Genomic DNA, 18552 nt, shown 5'->3' with positions numbered 1-18552 from the left:
CCGCTCAGCCCCGCTTGCGCAGCAGGGCGTAGAAGAAGCCGTCGCCCGCCACCGTGTCGCTCGCCGGCGCGTCGTCGGCGGCATTCTCGGCGAGCGGCAACAGGTGGCCCGGCGATGGCTTCGGCTCCGCCTGTGACTCCCGTTGCAAAAAAGCCTCGATCTGCGCGGCGCCTTCGGCCCGGAACACCGAGCAGGTCGCGTAGAGCAAGTGCCCACCTTGCGCGAGCAGCGGCCACAGCGCGTCGAGCAGCCGGGCCTGCGTCGCGGCGAGCGCGGCGACGTCGCCCGGCCGGCGCAGCCAGCGGATGTCCGGATGGCGGCGCACCACGCCGGAGCCGGTGCAGGGCGCGTCGAGCAGGATCGCGTCGAACGGCCGGCCGTCCCACCAGGCGGCGGGCGCGGTGGCGTCGCCGGCCACCAGCCGCGCGCTCAGGCCGAGCCGCGCGAGGTTGGCGCCGACGCGCTCGAGCCGCCGCGCATCGACGTCGAGCGCGAGCAGATCCAGCTCGGCCAGCTCGAGCAACTGCGCGGTCTTGCCACCGGGCGCGGCGCAGGCGTCGAGCACACGCGCGCCGGGCAAAAGCGCCGCGGCGCCGAGCAGCAAGGGCGCGGCCCGCTGCGCCGCCAGGTCCTGCACCGACCAGCGGCCCTCGGCGAAGCCGGGCAGCGCGGCGACCGGCCGCGGCGCGTCGAGCACGATCGCGTCCGTCGATGCCCGCGCGCCCGGCTCGCCGAGCGGCCATGCGCGCGCGCCGATGCCGGCTTCGGCGAAGCGGCGCAGCTCCTCGGCCAGCGTCGATCGCCGGGCATTCACGCGCAACACCATCGGCGCGGCCTGCTGGTTGGCGGCGAGCAGCGCGTCGGCCTGCTCCGGCCAGTCGGCGCGCAGCCGCTCGACCCACCAGCGCGGATGGTTCAGGCGCGCGACCGGGTCGGCGCGCACCGCGGCATCGAGCTCGGCCGCCTCGCGCGCCGCCCGGCGCAGCACCGCGTTGACGAAGCGCGCCTGCGCCGGCGCCCGCGTGCGCGCCGCCTCGACCGCCTGATCGACCAGCGTGTGCAGCGGGTAGGGCGCGGCGTCGCCGCGCTGTTCGGCCTCGTGCGCGAGCGCCAGCGCGGCGAGCAGCAGCGCATCGACCCAGGCCGGCGGCGCCTTCGGCGCGAGCCGCTCGCGCAGCGCCAGCGCCCGGCCCAGGCCGCGCATCGCCGCGAAGCTGAGCGCCTGCGTGCCGGGGCGTGCGGGCGGCGGCGTCGCGTCGAGCGCATCGGTCAGCGAGCGGCCGGCACGGACCGCCGCGACCGCGTCGGCGACGTGCTCCAGCAGGCGCGCCAGCGGCAGCGCGCGGGCCGGCCGCCCGCTCATCGCGGCGCGGCGGTGTCCGACGCCGCCGGCGCCGCAGCCAGCGCGAGCGCGTCGGGCGGGAACTCGATCGTCGAAGCAGGCCACTGGGCCGGCGCGGTGTCGGCGCCGAAGGGATGCGCGGGCATCGGCTGGGTCGGGTCGGCGGGCGCGGGGTGCGGCGCGGCGCCGACGGCGGGCGCCTTCGCGGGCTCGACCACGGGCAAGGCCAGCTGCGCCGGCCGCGACGCCGGCCCCAGCGCGTCGGGCGCCGGCCAGGCGAGCTGAGCGACTTCGGCGCCGGCCGTCTGGAAGCTCGCGGCCGGCGCGAAGCGCATCGGGCCGGCGAGCAGCCGGGTCGGCAGCTCGTCGATCGCCGCGTTGAAGGCGGCGACCGCGTCGTTGAACACGCGCCGTGCGAACGCCGCCTGCGTTTCGATCTCGGGCTCGCGGCGGTGCAGCTCGTGCAGCGCGGCGTAGAGCCCGGCGCGCTGCAGCCGGCGCGCGCGCGCCGCGATCAGCACTGCCAGCGGCCGCAGCGCGTTGTCGAGCACCTGCTCGGCGAGCACCAGGCTCTGGATCGCGCCAGCGCTCGCGGCACGGGGTCGTGCCAGCGCCGCCGCCGCCTCGGCCTGGCGCACCGCGGCGGCGAGCAGCTCGACCGCGCTGCGCGCCAGCTCGTCGCCGAGCGCCGGCTGCGCCTCGGGCAGCGCAAGCCGCTCGGCCAGCTCGTGCGCCAGCGCATGGCGCCGCTGCAGTTGCGCATCGACGCCGAGCCAGGCCTGACCGATCGCATGGCGCAGCCGCACCAGCCGGTTGTGCGCGCCCAGGCACCAGAAGCCGAGCAGCGCGCCGAGCGCGACCAGCCACAGGCTCGTCGTGCTCACCGCCGCCCCCTTCGACCGGCGACTCCGCCGCCCCGCGCCTTACGCTTGCTGCCCATGGCGGACGACTCTAAGCCAGCGCCTTCGGCGCCTTTGCCAAGCCATGCGCCGAACGACCCGCCGAGCGATGCGCAACTTGCCGCGCTGACGCTTGAACTGATCGCCCGGCGCCGCGCGGGCGCGACGATCTGCCCCTCCGAAGTGGCCCGCGCCGCCGTGAATGGCGAAGCCGGCTGGCGAACGCTGATGCCGCGGGTGCGCGAGGTGGCCGCCACGCTCGCAGGGCAGGGCCGGCTGCGCGTGACGCAGCGCGGTGAGGAAGTCGATGCGCGCGAGGCTCGCGGCGCGATCCGCCTCGGCGTTAAATTGCCACGGTGAGCCGCCCCGCCTCTGCGTCCCGAGCCGCCGACGTGCGATGAGCAGCGACGCCCCGCGCATCGAGCTCACCGAGCCGAGCACGCCCCAGGCCTTCGACGCCTGCCGGGAGCTGTTTCGCGAATACGCGACCGCGCTCGGCATCGACCTGTGTTTTCAGCACTTCGACGAAGAACTCGCCCGCCTCCCGGGCGACTACGCGCCGCCCGGCGGCACGCTGCTGCTGGCCTGGTGCGACGGTGAACTCGCCGGCTGCGGCGCGTTGCGCCCCTTGCCGGAAGCCGACGAGGCGAACGCCTGCGAGATGAAACGCCTCTACGTGCGCCGGCCGTTCCGCCGCTTTGGCCTGGGCCGCCTGCTCGCGCAGGCACTCATCGACCGGGCCCACGCAATCGGCTATTCCGCGATGCTGCTCGACACGCTCGACGACATGGAAGCGGCGCGGGAGTTGTATGCGTCGCTGGGTTTTGTCGAAGTGCCGCCCTACTACTTCAATCCGATCCCGGGGGCGCATTACCTGCGGGTGGGGTTGGAGGGAAGTGGGTCGAGGTATTGAGGGTGCCTCGCATCGGCCAACTTTCAATGATTGGTGGGCACTTAAGTCCGCGGAGCGCAGCCGCGGATGGGGATGGCTGATCGGTGGGCGTCGAGGAAGATTGCGACTTGTGCGGCGGAGCGGTGTTACGCCGACTTCGTGGATTGGTGGAAATGTAATTTGGCGTCTAAGTATTTTGAGACATGACACAAATGAGAAAAAACCTTGACTAAAAGCCGACTCGACATTAGGGCGCTGCGTATGCTCTTCGCCGACTGGCTTATGCAGTTTGGGCGCGAAGCAGGCCTCCCCTTCAATCAGTATGGCTCGAGCGGCGACTCCTTTACGATTGGGTCGCCCAATGATTTTAATATCACTGGCCATTGCACCGAAACCGAACCCTACCTCCGCTTCGTTAGTAGCGATGCCTCGCAACAGTCGCTAATCGACTTGCTGGCGAGTCAGGCTGCATTACGAATCAAGCAGGCGAGCTTTGGCTCGACCGTGTGGCACTCCGCCACGTGCCTTGCACCGGACTATCAGATTGCTACACCGTTCTCCATGGGCTCGTTCATGGAGCGATTAAGCAATCAAACTCGCGTAGTCGGTTGGCGGCGCTTAGGCTGGAATGTCCTTATCGAGTTTGTGGAGGAGTTGCCACAAAACTGGGACTCGAAAAATGCACTCTTCGCGCCAAAGGCTCTCGTTCATGTACACATAGCGGTACCCGCTCCCTGTGTTGGCAACTTCTCTTCACACATCGCACACGCTGTGCTTGAAACCACCGCTGCCATTTGCAGTTTTGCACTCGGCCGAGCTGTCTCGTTAGCGCCAAACGCCTTTCCGACTCGCCCCGAAATAGCACCATTGGTGCAAGCGCGCCAGTTCGATCAAAGTGTCCTCACCCTTGCTCGCAAGCACATCGGCCTAGACATATTTACGCTCGTTGGTGTTCCGGGCGGCTTCCAGTGCTTTCAACAACTCCGATCTGCGTTTCTTACCTTTGACGCGGCGAGACACCAGGAGCACGACGTAGTCGCCTGCATTCTTTATGTGGTCGTGGCCGAGTGCCTTACGACGTTAAGCACGCCCTGGCGCGAATCCAAACTCACCAAGCGCTTCATTGAGTTCTTCGATGGCCTTATGCCAGAGGAGTTGAACCAGCTGACAACCCATGGCAACTTCGAGGCAGTCTTCGGAATACGACGAGGAGCACGAACTTCCCGCGCATTACGGCGGGAGATGCTGGAGAAGATATACGAATTTCGGTCCGGCAACCTTCACGCTGGGCTACAGCCGAGCTACAGTGGCTTCGGTTCAGGCTTTGACACGGGAGAGAACATGCGTCGCGCGTTCTTCGCCGAGTTCGCAGAAGGTTCCATTCTGCGATATCTAAGCTCTCCGCGATCCAGCGTCGTTGGTCATCCAAATTGTTTGTAGCGCGTAACGCTGAAGAACTTGTCGCTGCCGGATGACCTCCTCGGTTTCGGCCTCGTCTTTCTGTTTGCCGCTGCGATGTGGCTTCCGCTTCGTTGCGGAACCGCTGTTCTGCGAACGGTGCTGGTGATCGGCAGTGTTCCGGCGGTCGTCGTCTTGCTACGAGTGATCTTCGACGTCGCCAGGAACCCCACAACGCACAACCTGTGGCCGCTCGAAGTGGCCATTGCTGGAGCCGTACTCGGCCAACTTCTGCGCGGTTCATTCGGCCCGGTCGGTGATTGAGCCGATGACCGCCGGGGGCAAGGAGCCCCACGGCGCCGGTCCATCTTTTGAGAAAGACGCGCCACGCCTGTCGAATCGACCCCACGCCGCCCGTCATCACTCACGGGCACCATCCCGGCGCCCGCCAACAGGAGTGACGACGTGGACTACATGCTGATGTTCTTCGAGACCCCCGACGAACTCGCCAAGCGCGACAACGCCGAGGCGCCTGCCTACTGGGCGGGGTGGATGGCCTACGTGGGTGCGCTGCACGAGTCGGGCATCGTCAAAAGCGCGGCCGGGCTGCAGCCGCCTTCGATGGCGACGACGCTGAGCCTCGTGGGCGGGCAGCGCCAGGTGCAGGACGGGCCGTTCGCGGAGACGAAGGAGTCGCTGGGCGGCTTCTTCGTGATCGACGTGCCGAGCCTCGATGCGGCGCTCGACTGGGCGGCGCGCGCGCCTTGCGCTTCGAACGGCCGCGTCGAGGTGCGGCCGGTGCTGCCGCCGCCGCCGGGCGCGCCGACCTGAGCAGCGAGGTGAGCGCCGACGACGCGGGCGGCGGCGCGGCGGCGGGCAGCGCTGCCTCACCGGCCGCGGCGGGCGGCGCCGCTTCGCCGGCCGCGACTGCCGAGGCGGCGCACGCGGCGACGGTCGCCACCGCGCGCCGCTCCTACGGCCGTCTCGTCGCGCTGCTCGCTTCGCGCAACCGCGACATCGCCGCGGCGGAAGACGCGCTCGGCGACGCCTTCCATGCCGCGCTCGTCAACTGGCCGCGCGACGGCGTGCCGGCCTCGCCGGAGGCCTGGCTCGTCACCGCGGCGAAGCGCCGGCTGCTCGACGGCTGGCGCCACGCGAAGGTGCGCGACGACGCGGCCGAGACGCTGGCGCTGATCGCCGACGAGTTCGCGACGACCGACGACGACGGCTCGGCCGCCTTCCCGGACGAACGGCTGAAGCTGCTGTTCGTCTGCGCGCATCCGGCCATCGCCGCCAACGCGCATGCGCCGCTGATGCTGCAGACGGTGCTCGGGCTGGACGCGGCGCGCATCGCGGCGGCCTTCCTCGTGTCGCCGGCCGCGCTGGGCCAGCGGCTGGTGCGCGCGAAGGCGCGCATCCGAAGTGCCGGCATCGCCTTCGAGGTGCCGCCGCCGTCGCAGTGGGCCGAGCGGCTCGGCGCGGTGCTCGAAGCCGTCTACGCCGCCTACGGCACCGCCTGGGACGACGTGGCCGGCACCGACCCGCGCCGCCGCGGCCTTGCGCTCGAAGCGCTGGCGCTCGCGCGCACGCTCGCGGCGCTGCTGCCCGACGAGCCGGAGCCGCTCGGCCTGCTCGCCTTGATGGCCTTCTGCCAAGCCCGCGCGGCGGCGCGGCGCGATGCGCGCGGCGACTACGTGCCGCTCGACGCGCAGGACCCGGCGGCGTGGGACCGCGCGCTGCTCGACGAGGCCGAGGCCGCGCTGCAACGCGCCGCGGCGATGCGCCGGCTCGGGGCGTACCAGGTCGAGGCGGCGCTGCAGTCGGCCCACACGCAGCGCCGGCTCGGCGTGCCGGTGGCGCCGCGGGCGATCGTCGCGCTGTACGACGGCCTGCTCGCGCTGCACCCGAGCTTCGGCGCGCGGGTCAGCCGCGCGGTGGCGCTCGCGGCCGCAAGCGGCGTGGAGGCGGCGCTCGCCGAGCTCGACGCGATCGCCGCGGCCGAGCCCGGGACGCATCGCGCCTACCAGCCGTACTGGGCCGCGCGCGCCGACCTGCTCGCCCGTGCCGGCCGCGCCGACGAAGCGCGCGGCGCCTACGAACGCGCGCTGGGCCTCAGCGAAGACCCGGCGGTCCGGCGCTTTCTGCTGGAGCGCCTGCGCGCCGCGCGTTGACGCAGAGTGGGCGCGCGGTGGCCTGCGCTACCGTGGCCGCACCTCCCGCATCGCGCGCCTTGCCATGTGCCAGCTCCTCGGCCTCAACGCCAACACCCCGACCGACATCGCCTTCAGCTTCACCGGCCTGGCCGAGCGCGCCACCGAGCACAAGGACGGCTTCGGCATCGCCTTCTTCGAAGGCCCGGGCCTGCGCTGCTTCGTCGACGACCGCTCCGCGCGCGACTCGCCGGTGGCCGAGATGGTCAAGCGCTTTCCGGTGCGCAGCGAGCACATCGTCGCGCACATCCGCAAGGCGACGCAGGGGCGCGTGGCCTTGCAGAACACGCACCCCTTCGTGCGCGAGCTGTGGGGGCGCTACTGGGTCTTCGCGCACAACGGCGATCTGAAGGGCTTCTGCCCGAAGCTGCATGCGGCCTTCCGGCCGGTCGGCGAAACCGACAGCGAGCGCGCCTTCTGCTGGCTGATGCAGGAACTGGCCAAGAACCACGCGCGGCTGCCCGACGTGCCGGCGCTCACCGACACGCTGCGCGAGCTGGCCGCGCCGATCGCGAAACACGGCAGCTTCAACTTCCTGATGAGCCACGGCGACGCGCTGTGGGCGCACGCCTCGACCTCGCTGCACTGGCTGGTGCGCGAGCACCCGTTCGGCGCCGCGCGGCTGCAGGACGCCGACGTCACCGTCGATTTCGCACAGCACACCACGCCGAGCGATCGCGTCGCGCTGATCGCGACCGAGCCGCTGACGCGCGACGAACCCTGGCAGGCGATCGCGCCGGGCGAGCTGATCGCCTTCGCGCAGGGCCGGCCGCTGTAGCCGGCCGCCGCCCGGTCAGGCCGCGGCGCCGGCCGCGCGCCAGCGCTCGAAGCCGCGCGCGCGCAGCTCGCAAGCCGGGCAGGTGCCGCAGCCGTAGCCCCAGGCATGCCGGTGCGCGCGGTCGCCTTGGTAGCAGGTGTGCGTCAGCTCGACGGTCAGCCCGACCAGCGCGTCGCCGCCGAGCCGCTGTGCAAGCGCCCAGGTGGCGGCCTTGTCAAGCCACATCAGCGGCGTCTCGATCGTCATCGGCGCGGCGAGGCCAAGGCTCAAGGCGACCTGCATCGCCTTGAGGGTGTTGTCGCGGCAATCGGGGTAGCCGGAGAAGTCGGTCTCGCACATGCCGCCGACCAGCACGCTCAGGCCGCGCCGGTACGCCACCGCGGCGGCGAGCGACAGGAACAGCAGGTTGCGCGCGGGCACGAAGGTGCTCGGCAGGCCGTTGGCCTGCATCTCGATCGCGCGCTCGGCGGTGAGCGCGGTGTCGGAGATGCGGCCGAGCACGCCGACGTCGATCACGTGGTCGTTCGCCAGCCGGCCGGCCCACGCGGGGAAGGCCGCGCCGATCGCCTCGCGCACCCGCGGGCGGCAGTCGAGCTCGACGCGATGGCGCTGGCCGTAGTCGAAGCCGATCGTCTCGACGTGGGCAAAGCGATCGAGCGCCCACGCGAGGCAGGCGGTGGAGTCCTGGCCGCCGGAGAAAAGGACGAGCGCGTGGCGCGGATCGGCGGTCATCGCGGCTTCAAGCCCTCACCTCGCCCTGGCCCAGCACCACCCACTTCAACGAGGTGAGCCCTTCGAGCCCCACCGGCCCGCGCGCATGCAGCTTGTCGGTGCTGATGCCGATCTCGGCGCCCAGGCCGTACTCGAAGCCGTCGGCGAAGCGGGTGCTTGCGTTGACCATCACGCTGGCCGAATCGACCTCGCGCAGGAAGCGCATCGCGCGCGCGTGGTTCGTCGTGAGGATCGCGTCGGTGTGCCGCGAGCCGTAGCGGTTGATGTGGGCGATGGCGTCGTCGAGGCCGTCCACCAGCTTGATGCTGATGATCGGCGCGAGGTACTCCGCGGACCAGTCGGCCTCGGTGGCGTCGACGAGCTTGGCGTTCGGCAGCGCGGACAGGATCGCCTTGGCGCGCGGGCCGCAGCGCATCTCGACGCCCTTGGCCGCGAACACCGCGCCGATCCTCGGCAGGAAGGCCGCCGCCACGTCGCGATGCACGAGCAGCGATTCGGTGGCGTTGCAGGGGCTGTACTTCTGCGTCTTCGCGTTGTCGGTCACGCGCAGCGCGAGCTCGAGATCGACCTCGGCATCGACGTAGGTGTGGCAGTTGCCGTCCAGGTGCTTGATCACCGGCACCTTCGCCTCGGCGGCGATGCGCTCGATCAGGCTCTTGCCGCCGCGTGGAATGATCACGTCGACGTGCTCGGGCATCGCGATCAGGCGGCCGACGGCGGCGCGGTCGGTCGTCGGCACCAGCTGCACCGCGTCGCCCGGCAGGCCGGCGGCCTGCAGCGCGGCGCGCACCAGGTTCGCGAGCGCGGCGTTGCTGTGGATGGCCTCGGAGCCGCCGCGCAGGATCGCCGCGTTGCCGCTCTTGATCGCCAGCGAGGCGGCCTCGATCGTCACGTTCGGCCGGCTCTCGTAGATCATCGCGAACACGCCCAGCGGCACGCGCATGCGGCCCACCGCGATGCCGCTCGGGCGGCGCTTCAGGTCGCTGATCTCGCCGACCGGATCGGGCATCGCGGCGATCTGTTCGCAGCCTTCGGCGACCGTCTCGATCACCTTCGGCGTGAGCTTCAGGCGGTCGAGCATCGGTCCTTCGAGGCCGTTTTGCCGGGCGGCGGCGAGGTCGCGCTCGTTGGCTTCGCCGAGCACCGCGGCCTCGCTGCGCAGCGAGGCGGCGAGCCGCCGCAAGGCGTCGTCCTTCGCGGCCGTCGGCGCCGCGGCCATCGCCCGCGATGCGGCGCGAGCGGCGGTGCCGAGGTGTTCCACGAGGGCGGCGATGTCGGGGGCGTTCATCGGCGCGATTGTCTTGCAGCGCTCAGGCCGGCAGGTTCACCAGCAGCAGCAGCCACGCCGGCGCCGTCGCCGCGAAGGCCAGCGTGGACAGCACGATCGCCGCGGTCGTCTCGCCTTCCTGCGTGCGGTAGCGCTGCGCGAACATCAGCGCGTTCGCGCCGGTGGGCATCGCCGAGGCCATGACGATCACGGTGAGCGCGAGGCCGCGCAGGCCGAGCAGCCAGCCGAAGCCGAGCACCAGCGCCGGCTGCACCGCCAGCTTGGCGGCCGCGAGCCACGCGGCCGAGCCGGCCGTGCCGCGCAGCCCGTAGTGGCCGAGCGACAGCCCGATCGCGACCAGGCACAGCGGCACGACCGCGGTGCCCAGCATCACCAGCACCTCGTCGATCGGCCCGGGAATCGCGAGCCCGGTGACGTTCCAGGCCATGCCGGCCAGCACCGGCAGCACGATCGGGTGGATCACGGTGTTGCGCACCGTCGAGCGCAGCGTCTGCGCCAGCGGCACCGCGGCGCCGGAGCTGCGCGCGGTGGCACGCGCGAGGTCCTGCTCGACCAGCACCGTCAGCGTCGTCAGCAGGATCAGCGCATGCAGGCTCACCACCGAAAGGTGCAGCTGCAGCCCGGCCTCGCCGAACAGCGCCGCGGCCATCGGGATGCCGAGCTGGGCGTTGTTGCCGAAGCCGGCGGTCATCGAGCGGGTCGCGGGCGTGGCCGCATGCGCGGGCCGCAGCCGGCGCTGCTGCAGGTAGACGACCAGCATCCAGCCGACCACCGGCACGAAGAAGGCGCCGAGCGCATGCCAGGGCAGGCTCGCGAGATCGATCCGCGCGGTCGCGCGAAACAGCAGCGCCGGCGCGAACACGAAGAACGCGGCGTTCGACAGGATCCGCGCCGCCTCGCCGCCGGCGAACGGCTTCGTGCGCCCCGCGAGCCAGCCGATCGCGACCGTGACGAAGATCGCCAGCAGCTTGAGGAAGAGGACCGGCGTCATCGTCCGGCCTCTCGCCTTGCGGTCACGCCGCCTTCTTCGCCGCGGCCTTCTTGGCCGGCGCCTTCGCCGCGCGCGGCTCGAACTCGAAGCTGACCTTGCCTTCCTTCGCGTCGTAGGCGAGGCGCGCCTTGAACTTGCGCCGGGTCTTGTTGGAGACGAAGTTCTCCAGCAGCTCGGTCTTGCCCGTCTGCAGCAGCTTCGTCATCTGCTCGCGCGCCACCGGCTGCTGCAGGATGATCTTGCCGCTCTTGAAATCGCAGGTGACGTGCGCGCCGACCGCGTGCTCGCAGACGTAGCTGGCGCCGAACTCGAACACGCGTCCCTTGCACTTCGGGCAGGGGCCGAGCGCTTCCTGCGCGCTGAAGTCGACCGGCTCGCCGTCGTTCTCAGCCTTCTTGGCGTCTTCGCCGAAGTCGAACTCGAGTTTCCAGTTGTCGATGTCGTCGTCGAAGGCGAGCTTCAGCTCGGCGGTGAAGGGCCAGCCGGCCTTCGAGCGGAAGCCTTCGAGCGGGCCGATCTTCTTGTGGGCGAGGAAGGCCTCGGCCTCGGCGATCTCGAAGCTGCGGCCGCCGGGGATCTTGCTGATGGAAAAGCCGCAGCCCGGGTCGTCGTCGTTGCCCGATTGCCCCGTGCAGGTGAAGCGGCGGTAGTTCTCCTTCACGACGCCGGCGCACTTCGGGCAGGGCGTCTTCAGGGTCGCGTAGTCGCCGGGGATGGTGTCGCGGTCGTATTCCTTGGCCTTCGCGACGATCTTCTCGGCCATCTTCGCGATGCCCTGCATGAAGGCTTCGCGCGCGAGCTTGCCGTGCTCCATCTGCGCGAGCTGGTATTCCCAGTTGCCGGTGAGCTCGGGCTGGGTCAGCTCCTCGACCTGCAGGCCGCGCAACAGCGTCATCAGCTGGAAGGCCTTGGCGGTCGGGATCAGCTCGCGGCCTTCGCGGTGCATGTACTTCTCGAGGATCAGGCCTTCGATGGTCTGGGCGCGCGTCGCCGGCGTGCCCAGGCCCTTCTCGGCCATCGCGTCGCGCAGCTCGTCGTCGTCGATCAGCTTGCCCGCGCCTTCCATCGCGGAGAGCAGCGTCGCCTCGCTGTAGCGCGGCGGCGGCTTGGTCTTGAGCGCGTTCACGTCGACGCTCTCGGTGCGCACGATCTCGCCCGGCTCCACCGCCACCAGCGTCGCGTCGTCGTCCTGCGCCTCGCGGCCGTACACGGCCAGCCAGCCGGGCTTGACCATCACCTTGCCGTTGGTCTGGAACCTGTGCTCCCTGCCAGCGGCCTTCACCGTGCTGATCCGCGTCGTGACCATGAATTCGGCCGGCGGGTAGAACACCGCGAGGAAGCGCTTGACCACCAGGTCGTAGAGCTTGGCCTCGATCTCGCTCAGGCTCTTAGGCGCCTCGAGCGTCGGGATGATGGCGAAGTGGTCCGAGACCTTGCTGTTGTCGAAGATGCGCTTGTTCGGCTTGACGTAGCCGTCGTTCACGGCCTTGCGCGCATGGCCGCTCAAGGCACGCAGCGGCCCCGGCAGGTCGGCGTCGGCCAGCATGCCCATCGTCTGCTTGACGACGTTCACGTAGTCCTCGGGCAGGGCCTTGCTGTCGGTGCGCGGGTAGGTCAGCACCTTGTGCTTCTCGTACAGCGCCTGCGCGATGGAAAGCGTCGTCTTCGCTGAAAAGCCGAAGCGCGAGTTGGCCTCGCGCTGCAGCAGCGTCAGGTCGTACAGCGACGGCGCGCTCTGCGTGCTCGGCTTGGCCTCTTCGGTGACGCTGGCCGGCTGGCCGCGGCAGGCCTCGGCGATCGCCTTCGCATCCGCCTCGTTCCAAATGCGATCGGCGCGCCTCTCGGCGTCGTCGTTCTTCTTGAACGCCGCATCGAACCACTTGCCGTCGTACTCGCCGGCCTTCGCGGCGAAGCCGGCCTTCAGCTCCCAGTAGTCGCGCGCGACGTGCTTGCGGATCTTCTCCTCGCGCTCGACGACGATCGACAGCGTCGGCGTCTGCACGCGGCCGACGGTCGTGAGGAAGAAGCCGCCGTCGCGCGAATTGAAGGCCGTCATCGCGCGCGTGCCGTTGATGCCGACCAGCCAGTCGGCCTCGCTGCGGCTCTTCGCGGCATCGGCGAGGCCGCGCAACTCGGTGTCGGGGCGCAGCTTGTCGAAGCCGTCGCGGATCGCCTGCGGCGTCATGCTCTGCAGCCACAGGCGCTTGACGGGCTTGTCGACCGGCTTCTTGTCCGAACCCGCGTACTGCACGATCAGCCGGAAGATCAGCTCGCCCTCGCGGCCCGCATCGCAGGCGTTGATCAGCTCGCTCACGTCCTTGCGCTTGACCTGCTTGACGACGGCGGCGAGCCGCGTCTTCGCCTTGTCGATGGGCGCCAGGTCGAAATGCGGCGGGATCACCGGCAGGTGGTTGAAGCTCCACTTGCCGCGCTTCACGTCGTATTCCTCGGGCGCCTTGATCTCGACCAGGTGGCCGACCGCCGACGTGACGACGTAGTGCTCGTTCTCGAAATGGTCGGCGTGCTTCTCGAACTTGCCGCTCGATGGCGTCAGCGCACGCACGATGTCCTGCGCCACCGAAGGCTTCTCCGCGATCACCAGTGCCTTGCCCATGCCTTGAAATCCTCGTCCCTACAATCCGCCGTCTCGCGCGCGCCCGCATGCCCATGCACACGCGCGCGCACCCATGAATTCAATGTAGCCAAACCCGGACGATGAAGGCCTCGACGCAAAAGAAGACTGCCAGCAAGGGTGCCGAGGCGCCTTCGAGGCACGGGAACAAGGCGAAGCAGATCCAGGCCGCGCGAGGCGCGGAAAGCGCGGAAAGCGCGCAAGGCGCGAAACGCGGAAAAGGCGCCGCGGCCGGACGGAGGGCCGAGGGGGCCGCCGCATCGGGCACCCCGGCGCGAAGCCCCGCGCCGCGCGCCGCGTCGGGACGTCGCACGCAGGTGCGCCGCTCCGGCATCCACGGCAAGGGCGTGTTCGCGATCCGGCCGCTCGCCAAGGGCGAGACGCTGTTCGAGTACGTCGGCGAGGTCATCGACTGGCCCGAGGCACTGCGCCGCCATCCGCACGACCCGAACGATCCGAACCACACCTTCTATTTCACCGTCGACGAAGATCACGTGATCGACGCCAACGTCGGCGGCAACGCCTCGCGCTGGATCAACCATTCGTGCAAGCCGAACTGCGAAGCCGACGATCAGGACGGCCGCATCTTCATCAAGACGCTGCGCGACATCGAGCCCGGCACCGAGCTGTTCTACGACTACGGCCTCGTCATCGACGGCAAGATCGGCAAGAAGCTCAAGAAGCAGTACGCCTGCCGGTGCGGCGCGAAGAAGTGCCGCGGCACGATGCTCGCGCTGAAGAAGAACAAGAAGAAGGACTGAGCCGGGCGATGCTCGCGATGCCGCACACCGCCCCCGCGAGCGCCGAGACGGCCGGCGCGTGGCGGCTCGCGGCGCTGGAAGCCGAGCTGCGCGGGCGGCGGCCCGACCTGCGCGTCGAGCTCGCCGGGACTTGCGACTCGACCAGCACGCGCCTGCTCGAACGCGCGCGCGACGGCGACACCCGGCCGGTGCTGCTGGCCGCCGTGCGGCAAAGCGCCGGGCGGGGCCGCATGGGGCGGTCGTGGGTCTCGTCGTCCGCGCTGTGCTTCTCGCTCGGCCTGGCGCTCGCGCCGAAGTCCTGGTCGGGCCTGTCGCTCGCGGTCGGCGTCGCGCTGGCCGAGGCGCTCGACCCGGCCGACGCGCGCGGCGAGCCGCGGCTGCGGCTCAAGTGGCCGAACGATTTGTGGCTCGGCAGCGAAGGCCGCAAGCTCGGCGGCGTGCTGATCGAGACGATCGCCGCGCCGGGCGTCGTGCCGCCGGCGCGGCAGGCGGTGATCGGCATCGGCCTGAACCTCGACGCGCCCGAGCAGCTCGACGCCCCCGCCGCCGGCTGGCGCGAGGCCGAGCCGGGGGCCGACGCGCCTTCGATGCTCGCACGCGTCGCCCCGGCGCTGCTGCTGGCGCTCGATGTCTTCGAGCGCGAGGGCTTCGCCGCCTTCGCCGGGCGCTATGCGCGGCGCGACGCGCTCGCCGGCCGCCGCATCGCCGCGGGCACGCTGCCGCCGTGCAGCGGTGCGGCCGACGGCGTCGACGACGACGGCGCGCTGCGCATCGTCACGCCCGAAGGCGCGCTGCGCCGCATCGACAGCGGCGAGGTGAGCGTGCGGATGTCGGCCGCTTCGTCGTCGTCCGGGTCGTCGCCATGCTGAGAGCGATCGTCGTCTTGCTGCTGCTCGCCAACCTGGGCTTCTACGCCTGGCGCGAGGGCTGGCTCGCGCCGCTGCACGGCGCGATCGGTGCGCGGCCCGAGGGCGATCGCGAGCCCGAACGGCTGGCGCGCCAGGTGCGCCCCGAGGCCGTGCGGCTGATCCCGGCCGAGGCCGCTTCGTCGCCGGCGCGCGTGGCCGCCGCGGCGCCGGCATCCGAGCCGGCCAGCGCCGCGCCGGCACCGGCAGCGCCGGCCACCGCGACCGCCTGCCTCGAGGCCGGCCCCTTCGGCCCGGCCGACTTGGCCGCCGCCGAAGCCACCTTGAACGCCGCATTGCCCAACGGCGGCTGGGGCCGCCGCGAGCTCGGCCCGAGCTGGTGGGTCGCGATGGGTCCGTTCGAGGACGCCGAGCTGATGCAGAAGAAGCGCGCCGAGTTGCGCCGCCGCGGCATCGTTCCCGACACCAGCCCGTTTCGCGCCGGCGGCGCGCCGGTGCTCGTGATCAGCCGCCACGACAGCGTCGCCGCCGCCGAAAGCGCGCTGGCCGCCTGGGGCGAACGCGGCGTGCGCTCGGCGCGCATCGTGCAGGTCGCGCTGCCACAGAGCGCGCTGCGCGTGCCGCAGGCCGATGCGCAGACGCAGGGGATGCTCGCGGCCCTGCCGGTGGAGAAGCTGCGCGGGCGCGGCTTCGCCGCTTGCGGCGACGGGGCCTGAGCCGCGCCGGTCAGTCGCTGCCGCCGACGTCGAGCAGAGCGTTGCGGATCTTCGTCGCGCGCGCGGCCTCGATCGACGTGCTGAAGGACCTGCCGCCGCTGCGTTGGACGCGGAAGGCCTCGGCCCGGTCGACCAGCGACTCCGGCTCGGCCCCCCGGCCGGTTCGGACGTCGCTCGCGGCGATTTCCGGACGGCGGCGTTCGAACGCCATGGCGGTGGCCTTGGACTGCGCGTGCTTGTAGAAGGCAGATGGCAACACGTCCATGCCTTCATGAAGCATCAGCCCGGCCTTGCGGAGCGTCTCGTCGGGTACCGGATCAAATCTCGCCGGATCGTCCTCGGGCCCCCCGAGGCGGCCGTAGCGCGCCAGGTTCTCGTGCCAGCGCTCGAACAGACCCGGCACCGCCTGCGACGACCCCCGCGGCGCGCTCCCGCGATGGGCGAGCAGCGTGAAGTGCAGCGCATACATCAGGCAGTCGCTCAGAGACTTCTGCGCGTTCACCTCGATCAAAGCCCAGCTCGCCTTCTTGCCGAGCGTCTTCGCCAGTGCGAGGTAGTCGGGCGTCGGGCCGGGCGAGAACACGACCGCGGGCTCCATGACGATCACGCTGCGCTTGCGACCATGCCGGCGAACGTCGACGGCGACATGGTGGATCTGCCCTTCGACCAGCCGCATCACGCCACGCCATGCGGGACGCTGGTCCTCGGCGAGGGCGTCGACGAAGGCGCGGGGCGTGTCGAAGTGGCTTGCGTTCAAGCCGGGGTGGCGGCTGTTGTAGGCCGCGATCAGGCTGGGCATGTGCTGGACGTCGAGCCGGGCCATCTCGAGGTCGGGCTGCTGGTTCGATGCCGCGAACTCGAGCGTCCGCGCCGCGTAGCCGAGCAGGGCCCCGGCCTCGCTCGATCGCCCTTGACTCGCGACGTGCGCCAAGGCGTCGAATTTCGCGAGCGCGCGGCGCGGCAAGTCGTGCGACGTCGACGGCGACGCTGCGCCGCGCTGCCGGGCGCTCAACTGCTGGAAGGCTTGCGTCGCGTCGGCCGGCGAGGCGCGCAGCGCCGGCAGGCCCGGCTCGTCTTCACACGGCTTCTGGCCCTGCCCGTGTCGGAGCGTGCCGTGCCCCGCCTTGCTGATGCACCCACCCATCGCCTCGCGCTCCAATGAACTCGGCGCGACTTTCGATGTTCGGCTGCCGGGGCCGCGCGTCGAGGCGAAGCGAGGTGCCGTCGGGCGAAGCGGCTGCGCGGAGCTTCTTCACCGGTCCAGCGCCCGCAGCCGCTCGATCACCCACGCCGCATCGTCGAGCGGCAGATCGTGGCCGGCGCCCGCGTGCTCGTGCCGGCGGTCGGCTTCGAGCCGCCATGCCGCCTGCAGCGCCTGCGAGCAACGCGGGTCGACGAGGGCGTCGCGCGCCGAAGCGAGCAGCAGCAGGCGCGCCGCCGGCGCGTCGGTCGGCGCCCGAAAGCGTGCTGCCGCGAGCAGCTGCCGCAGCGCGTTGGCGCGGCCGACCGGCTGCGCCTCGCGCAGCGCGATCCAGCGTTCGAGCGTGCCGGCCGGCGCCTGCCGCGTTGTCAGCGCGAGGATCGCGCGCTCCCAGGCCCGCGCGTCGGCACCTCGCAGCAGCAGGCCGAGCAGCCGCGCGAAGGCCGCCGGCCGCAGCCGCTGCCACGGCGGGCTGAAGGGCCGCAGGCTGGTGTTGATCAGCGCGGCGGACTCGATCTCGCCCGGCCGGCGCCGCGCCCATTCGATCGCGACCATCGCGCCGAGCGACATCGCGACGACGCGGTACGGCGGCCGCCCCTTCGCCGCGTGCAGGCTGGCCCGCAGCGCCTCCACCATCGCGTCGACGCGCGCCGGGCTGCGCTCGCGGTGCCGCGTGCCGTTGCCCGGCAGGTCGATCGCGAGCGCCGGCTCCGGCAGCGGCAGCGCGGCGTCGAGCCGCTGCGCGAAGTCGCCCCAGTGCGCGGCGCCGCGCGTCAGGCCGCGCAGCAGCACCCAGCGCGTCGCGCGGCGATCGCTCACGGCCGCTGCCGGTACCAGCGGTCGAGCGCGCGCTCGCGGTGCGCGATGCGGGCGTCGCCGCGCGGCGTCCAGCCGGCGTGGCCGCAGGCGGCGCGGCCGATGAAATCGAGCCAGGCGACATGCCGGCGCAGCACCCGCTGCTGCCGGTGGCGGATCAGCGGATTGAAGATGCCGTGGCGGCTGAACAGCTGGCGCGGGTTCTTCTTGACCCACAGCCACGAGCCCATCTCCAGCGTCAGCGGCAGGAAGACGCGCGCGGGGTCCGACGCGAGATAGAGGTGGTCCCACAGGTCGCCGTGCGTCAGGTACTGGCGGCTCTGCGGCTCGAAAACGTAGCGGTGGTGCGCCTGCGCCTGGTCGAGCAGCTCGGCCAGCGCATGCAGCTCGGCCAGGTGCTCGATCGGCCGCGCGGTGTGCGCAAACGGAAACCACAGGCGGTCGTGCAGGCCGAAGCCGGAGTGGCAATCGACCGCGATCGCGAACGGCCGCGGCAGCAGCTCGCGTTGCACCAGCTCGCACAGCGCCCGCGCCTCGGGCTGCATTGGCGCGCCGCGCTCGCCGCGGTACCAGGGCAGCGCGGCAGACACCCGCTGGCCGCCGATCAGCCACGGCACCGACTCGTTCGCCTCGACCGGCGCGTTGCGCATCAGGTCGACGCCCTGCGCGTTCGCGCGCGTGCCGAGCGCGAGCCCGGCCGGGTTGACCAGCGGCATGAACACCAGCCGCATCGCTTCGAGCTGGCGGTGCAGCAGCGTGTCCCAGGCCAGCCTGGCGACGACGTTGCCGAGGTAGCCGAGCACCACCTCGGCGCCGATGCGTTCGAGCCCGTGCACGCCGCCGAAGTAGCCGACCGCCGGCGCCGCCGGGTCGGGGTTGCCGAGGGCGACCGCATGCACCGGGTAGCGCTCGCCGCGCGCTTCGACCTCGCACAGCACCCGCGCCTCGGCGCGCATGCCGGCCTGCTCGATCAGGCGTTGCAGCTCGGCGATCTCTGCGAGCACGGTCTTGCGCGACTCCGTCGTGGTTC

General features: G+C 71.4%; 20 protein-coding genes. 11 read left to right on the top strand and 9 right to left on the bottom strand.

The annotated features are described in order from the left end of the window. Nucleotides 1–4: 4 nt before the first annotated feature. Both rsmB and VFR90_RS06270 read right to left on the bottom strand, forming a co-directional pair. Nucleotides 5–1363, bottom strand: a complete 1359-nt coding sequence (rsmB, locus tag VFR90_RS06275; protein WP_326405245.1) for a 16S rRNA (cytosine(967)-C(5))-methyltransferase RsmB — start codon at nucleotides 1361–1363, stop codon at nucleotides 5–7. Next, nucleotides 1360–2226, bottom strand: a complete 867-nt coding sequence (locus VFR90_RS06270) for a LemA family protein (protein WP_326405244.1) — start codon at nucleotides 2224–2226, stop codon at nucleotides 1360–1362. Before VFR90_RS06270 ends, rsmB begins: the two co-directional genes overlap by 4 nt. Nucleotides 2227–2280: 54 nt before the next feature. Here VFR90_RS06270 and VFR90_RS06265 point away from each other — a divergent pair, with 54 nt between their 5' ends. The 7 genes from VFR90_RS06265 to VFR90_RS06235 all read left to right on the top strand — a co-directional run bounded on the left by VFR90_RS06265 (nucleotide 2281) and on the right by VFR90_RS06235 (nucleotide 7519). Beyond that, entirely contained in the window at nucleotides 2281–2601 is a 321-nt protein-coding gene (locus VFR90_RS06265; protein ID WP_326405243.1) for a DUF3253 domain-containing protein, read from the top strand. Nucleotides 2602–2638: 37 nt separating this feature from the next. Then, nucleotides 2639–3154, top strand: coding sequence for a GNAT family N-acetyltransferase (locus tag VFR90_RS06260; RefSeq protein ID WP_326405242.1), 516 nt, complete (start codon nucleotides 2639–2641; stop codon nucleotides 3152–3154). Between the two features lie 240 nt (nucleotides 3155–3394). After that, on the top strand, nucleotides 3395–4573 hold the full coding sequence (locus VFR90_RS06255) for a hypothetical protein (RefSeq protein WP_326405241.1): 1179 nt from the start codon (nucleotides 3395–3397) through the stop codon (nucleotides 4571–4573). 18 nt (nucleotides 4574–4591) lie between these two features. After that, nucleotides 4592–4855, top strand: coding sequence for a hypothetical protein (locus VFR90_RS06250; RefSeq protein WP_326405240.1), 264 nt, complete (start codon nucleotides 4592–4594; stop codon nucleotides 4853–4855). A gap of 150 nt (nucleotides 4856–5005) precedes the next feature. Then, nucleotides 5006–5362, top strand: a complete 357-nt coding sequence (locus VFR90_RS06245) for a YciI family protein (protein ID WP_326405286.1) — start codon at nucleotides 5006–5008, stop codon at nucleotides 5360–5362. An 8-nt stretch (nucleotides 5363–5370) separates the two neighbouring features. Beyond that, nucleotides 5371–6702, top strand: coding sequence for an RNA polymerase sigma factor (locus VFR90_RS06240; protein ID WP_326405239.1), 1332 nt, complete (start codon nucleotides 5371–5373; stop codon nucleotides 6700–6702). A gap of 64 nt (nucleotides 6703–6766) precedes the next feature. Beyond that, the gene (locus tag VFR90_RS06235) at nucleotides 6767–7519 is read left to right on the top strand and encodes a class II glutamine amidotransferase (protein ID WP_326405238.1); all 753 of its coding nucleotides are present in this window, start codon (nucleotides 6767–6769) and stop codon (nucleotides 7517–7519) included. A 15-nt stretch (nucleotides 7520–7534) separates the two neighbouring features. On the opposite strand, the gene queC is transcribed toward VFR90_RS06235, so the two are convergent. Genes queC through VFR90_RS06215 form a run of 4 tightly spaced genes read right to left on the bottom strand, consistent with a single transcriptional unit; the run spans nucleotide 7535 to nucleotide 13144 of the window. Continuing rightward, a complete protein-coding gene (gene queC, locus VFR90_RS06230; RefSeq protein WP_326405237.1) occupies nucleotides 7535–8251 on the bottom strand; it encodes a 7-cyano-7-deazaguanine synthase QueC in 717 nt (238 codons plus the stop codon). Nucleotides 8252–8258: 7 nt separating this feature from the next. Next, complete coding sequence (locus tag VFR90_RS06225) at nucleotides 8259–9539, bottom strand: glutamate-5-semialdehyde dehydrogenase (protein ID WP_326405236.1); 1281 nt, start codon at nucleotides 9537–9539, stop codon at nucleotides 8259–8261. 22 nt (nucleotides 9540–9561) lie between these two features. Further along, a complete protein-coding gene (locus VFR90_RS06220) occupies nucleotides 9562–10530 on the bottom strand; it encodes an AEC family transporter (protein ID WP_326405235.1) in 969 nt (322 codons plus the stop codon). 22 nt (nucleotides 10531–10552) lie between these two features. After that, nucleotides 10553–13144, bottom strand: a complete 2592-nt coding sequence (locus VFR90_RS06215) for a DNA topoisomerase III (RefSeq protein ID WP_326405234.1) — start codon at nucleotides 13142–13144, stop codon at nucleotides 10553–10555. 335 nt (nucleotides 13145–13479) lie between these two features. Between VFR90_RS06215 and VFR90_RS06210 the strand changes: the two genes are divergently transcribed. The 3 genes from VFR90_RS06210 to VFR90_RS06200 are packed head-to-tail and all read left to right on the top strand — an operon-like array spanning nucleotide 13480 to nucleotide 15505. Further along, a complete protein-coding gene (locus VFR90_RS06210; protein ID WP_326405233.1) occupies nucleotides 13480–13923 on the top strand; it encodes an SET domain-containing protein in 444 nt (147 codons plus the stop codon). Nucleotides 13924–13931: 8 nt separating this feature from the next. Then, nucleotides 13932–14792, top strand: a complete 861-nt coding sequence (locus VFR90_RS06205) for a biotin--[acetyl-CoA-carboxylase] ligase (RefSeq protein WP_326405232.1) — start codon at nucleotides 13932–13934, stop codon at nucleotides 14790–14792. Further along, the gene (locus VFR90_RS06200; protein WP_326405231.1) at nucleotides 14786–15505 is read left to right on the top strand and encodes an SPOR domain-containing protein; all 720 of its coding nucleotides are present in this window, start codon (nucleotides 14786–14788) and stop codon (nucleotides 15503–15505) included. The genes VFR90_RS06205 and VFR90_RS06200 overlap by 7 nt, the downstream gene beginning before the upstream one ends. Before the next feature lie 10 nt (nucleotides 15506–15515). Here VFR90_RS06200 and VFR90_RS06195 read toward each other — a convergent pair whose 3' ends face one another. After that, a complete protein-coding gene (locus VFR90_RS06195; protein WP_414676496.1) occupies nucleotides 15516–16328 on the bottom strand; it encodes a YopJ family acetyltransferase in 813 nt (270 codons plus the stop codon). Here VFR90_RS06195 and VFR90_RS06190 point away from each other — a divergent pair. Then, nucleotides 16305–16667: a hypothetical protein gene (locus VFR90_RS06190; protein ID WP_326405289.1), complete on the top strand. Its 363-nt coding sequence runs from the start codon at nucleotides 16305–16307 to the stop codon at nucleotides 16665–16667. The genes VFR90_RS06195 and VFR90_RS06190 overlap by 24 nt on opposite strands. A gap of 90 nt (nucleotides 16668–16757) precedes the next feature. Here the strand turns inward: VFR90_RS06190 and VFR90_RS06185 are convergent, their stop codons facing one another. Beyond that, nucleotides 16758–17525 (bottom strand): alpha/beta fold hydrolase, encoded by a 768-nt coding sequence (locus tag VFR90_RS06185; RefSeq protein ID WP_326405230.1) that lies wholly within the window; start codon nucleotides 17523–17525, stop codon nucleotides 16758–16760. Beyond that, the gene (locus VFR90_RS06180; protein WP_326405229.1) at nucleotides 17522–18526 is read right to left on the bottom strand and encodes a M14 family zinc carboxypeptidase; all 1005 of its coding nucleotides are present in this window, start codon (nucleotides 18524–18526) and stop codon (nucleotides 17522–17524) included. Before VFR90_RS06180 ends, VFR90_RS06185 begins: the two co-directional genes overlap by 4 nt. Nucleotides 18527–18552 lie beyond the last annotated feature (26 nt).

The sequence above is a fragment of the Methylibium sp. genome (assembly GCF_035762065.1).
Classification (GTDB): domain Bacteria; phylum Pseudomonadota; class Gammaproteobacteria; order Burkholderiales; family Burkholderiaceae_C; genus Methylibium.
This window is presented reverse-complemented; position numbering and strand designations above follow the sequence as displayed.

What these genes read in the sequence shown, in the direction of transcription:
- VFR90_RS06220 (WP_326405235.1), bottom strand. Translation starts at nt 10,530, where the DNA reads ATGACGCCGGTCCTCTTCCTCAAGCTGCTGGCGATCTTCGTCACGGTC.
- queC (WP_326405237.1), bottom strand. Translation starts at nt 8,251, where the DNA reads ATGACCGCCGATCCGCGCCACGCGCTCGTCCTTTTCTCCGGCGGCCAG.
- VFR90_RS06260 (WP_326405242.1), top strand. Translation starts at nt 2,639, where the DNA reads ATGAGCAGCGACGCCCCGCGCATCGAGCTCACCGAGCCGAGCACGCCC.
- VFR90_RS06225 (WP_326405236.1), bottom strand. Translation starts at nt 9,539, where the DNA reads ATGAACGCCCCCGACATCGCCGCCCTCGTGGAACACCTCGGCACCGCC.
- VFR90_RS06215 (WP_326405234.1), bottom strand. Translation starts at nt 13,144, where the DNA reads ATGGGCAAGGCACTGGTGATCGCGGAGAAGCCTTCGGTGGCGCAGGAC.
- VFR90_RS06245 (WP_326405286.1), top strand. Translation starts at nt 5,006, where the DNA reads ATGCTGATGTTCTTCGAGACCCCCGACGAACTCGCCAAGCGCGACAAC.
- VFR90_RS06200 (WP_326405231.1), top strand. Translation starts at nt 14,786, where the DNA reads ATGCTGAGAGCGATCGTCGTCTTGCTGCTGCTCGCCAACCTGGGCTTC.
- VFR90_RS06255 (WP_326405241.1), top strand. Translation starts at nt 3,395, where the DNA reads ATGCTCTTCGCCGACTGGCTTATGCAGTTTGGGCGCGAAGCAGGCCTC.
- VFR90_RS06235 (WP_326405238.1), top strand. Translation starts at nt 6,767, where the DNA reads ATGTGCCAGCTCCTCGGCCTCAACGCCAACACCCCGACCGACATCGCC.
- VFR90_RS06205 (WP_326405232.1), top strand. Translation starts at nt 13,932, where the DNA reads ATGCTCGCGATGCCGCACACCGCCCCCGCGAGCGCCGAGACGGCCGGC.
- VFR90_RS06195 (WP_414676496.1), bottom strand. Translation starts at nt 16,328, where the DNA reads ATGGCCCGGCTCGACGTCCAGCACATGCCCAGCCTGATCGCGGCCTAC.
- VFR90_RS06265 (WP_326405243.1), top strand. Translation starts at nt 2,281, where the DNA reads ATGGCGGACGACTCTAAGCCAGCGCCTTCGGCGCCTTTGCCAAGCCAT.
- rsmB (WP_326405245.1), bottom strand. Translation starts at nt 1,363, where the DNA reads ATGAGCGGGCGGCCGGCCCGCGCGCTGCCGCTGGCGCGCCTGCTGGAG.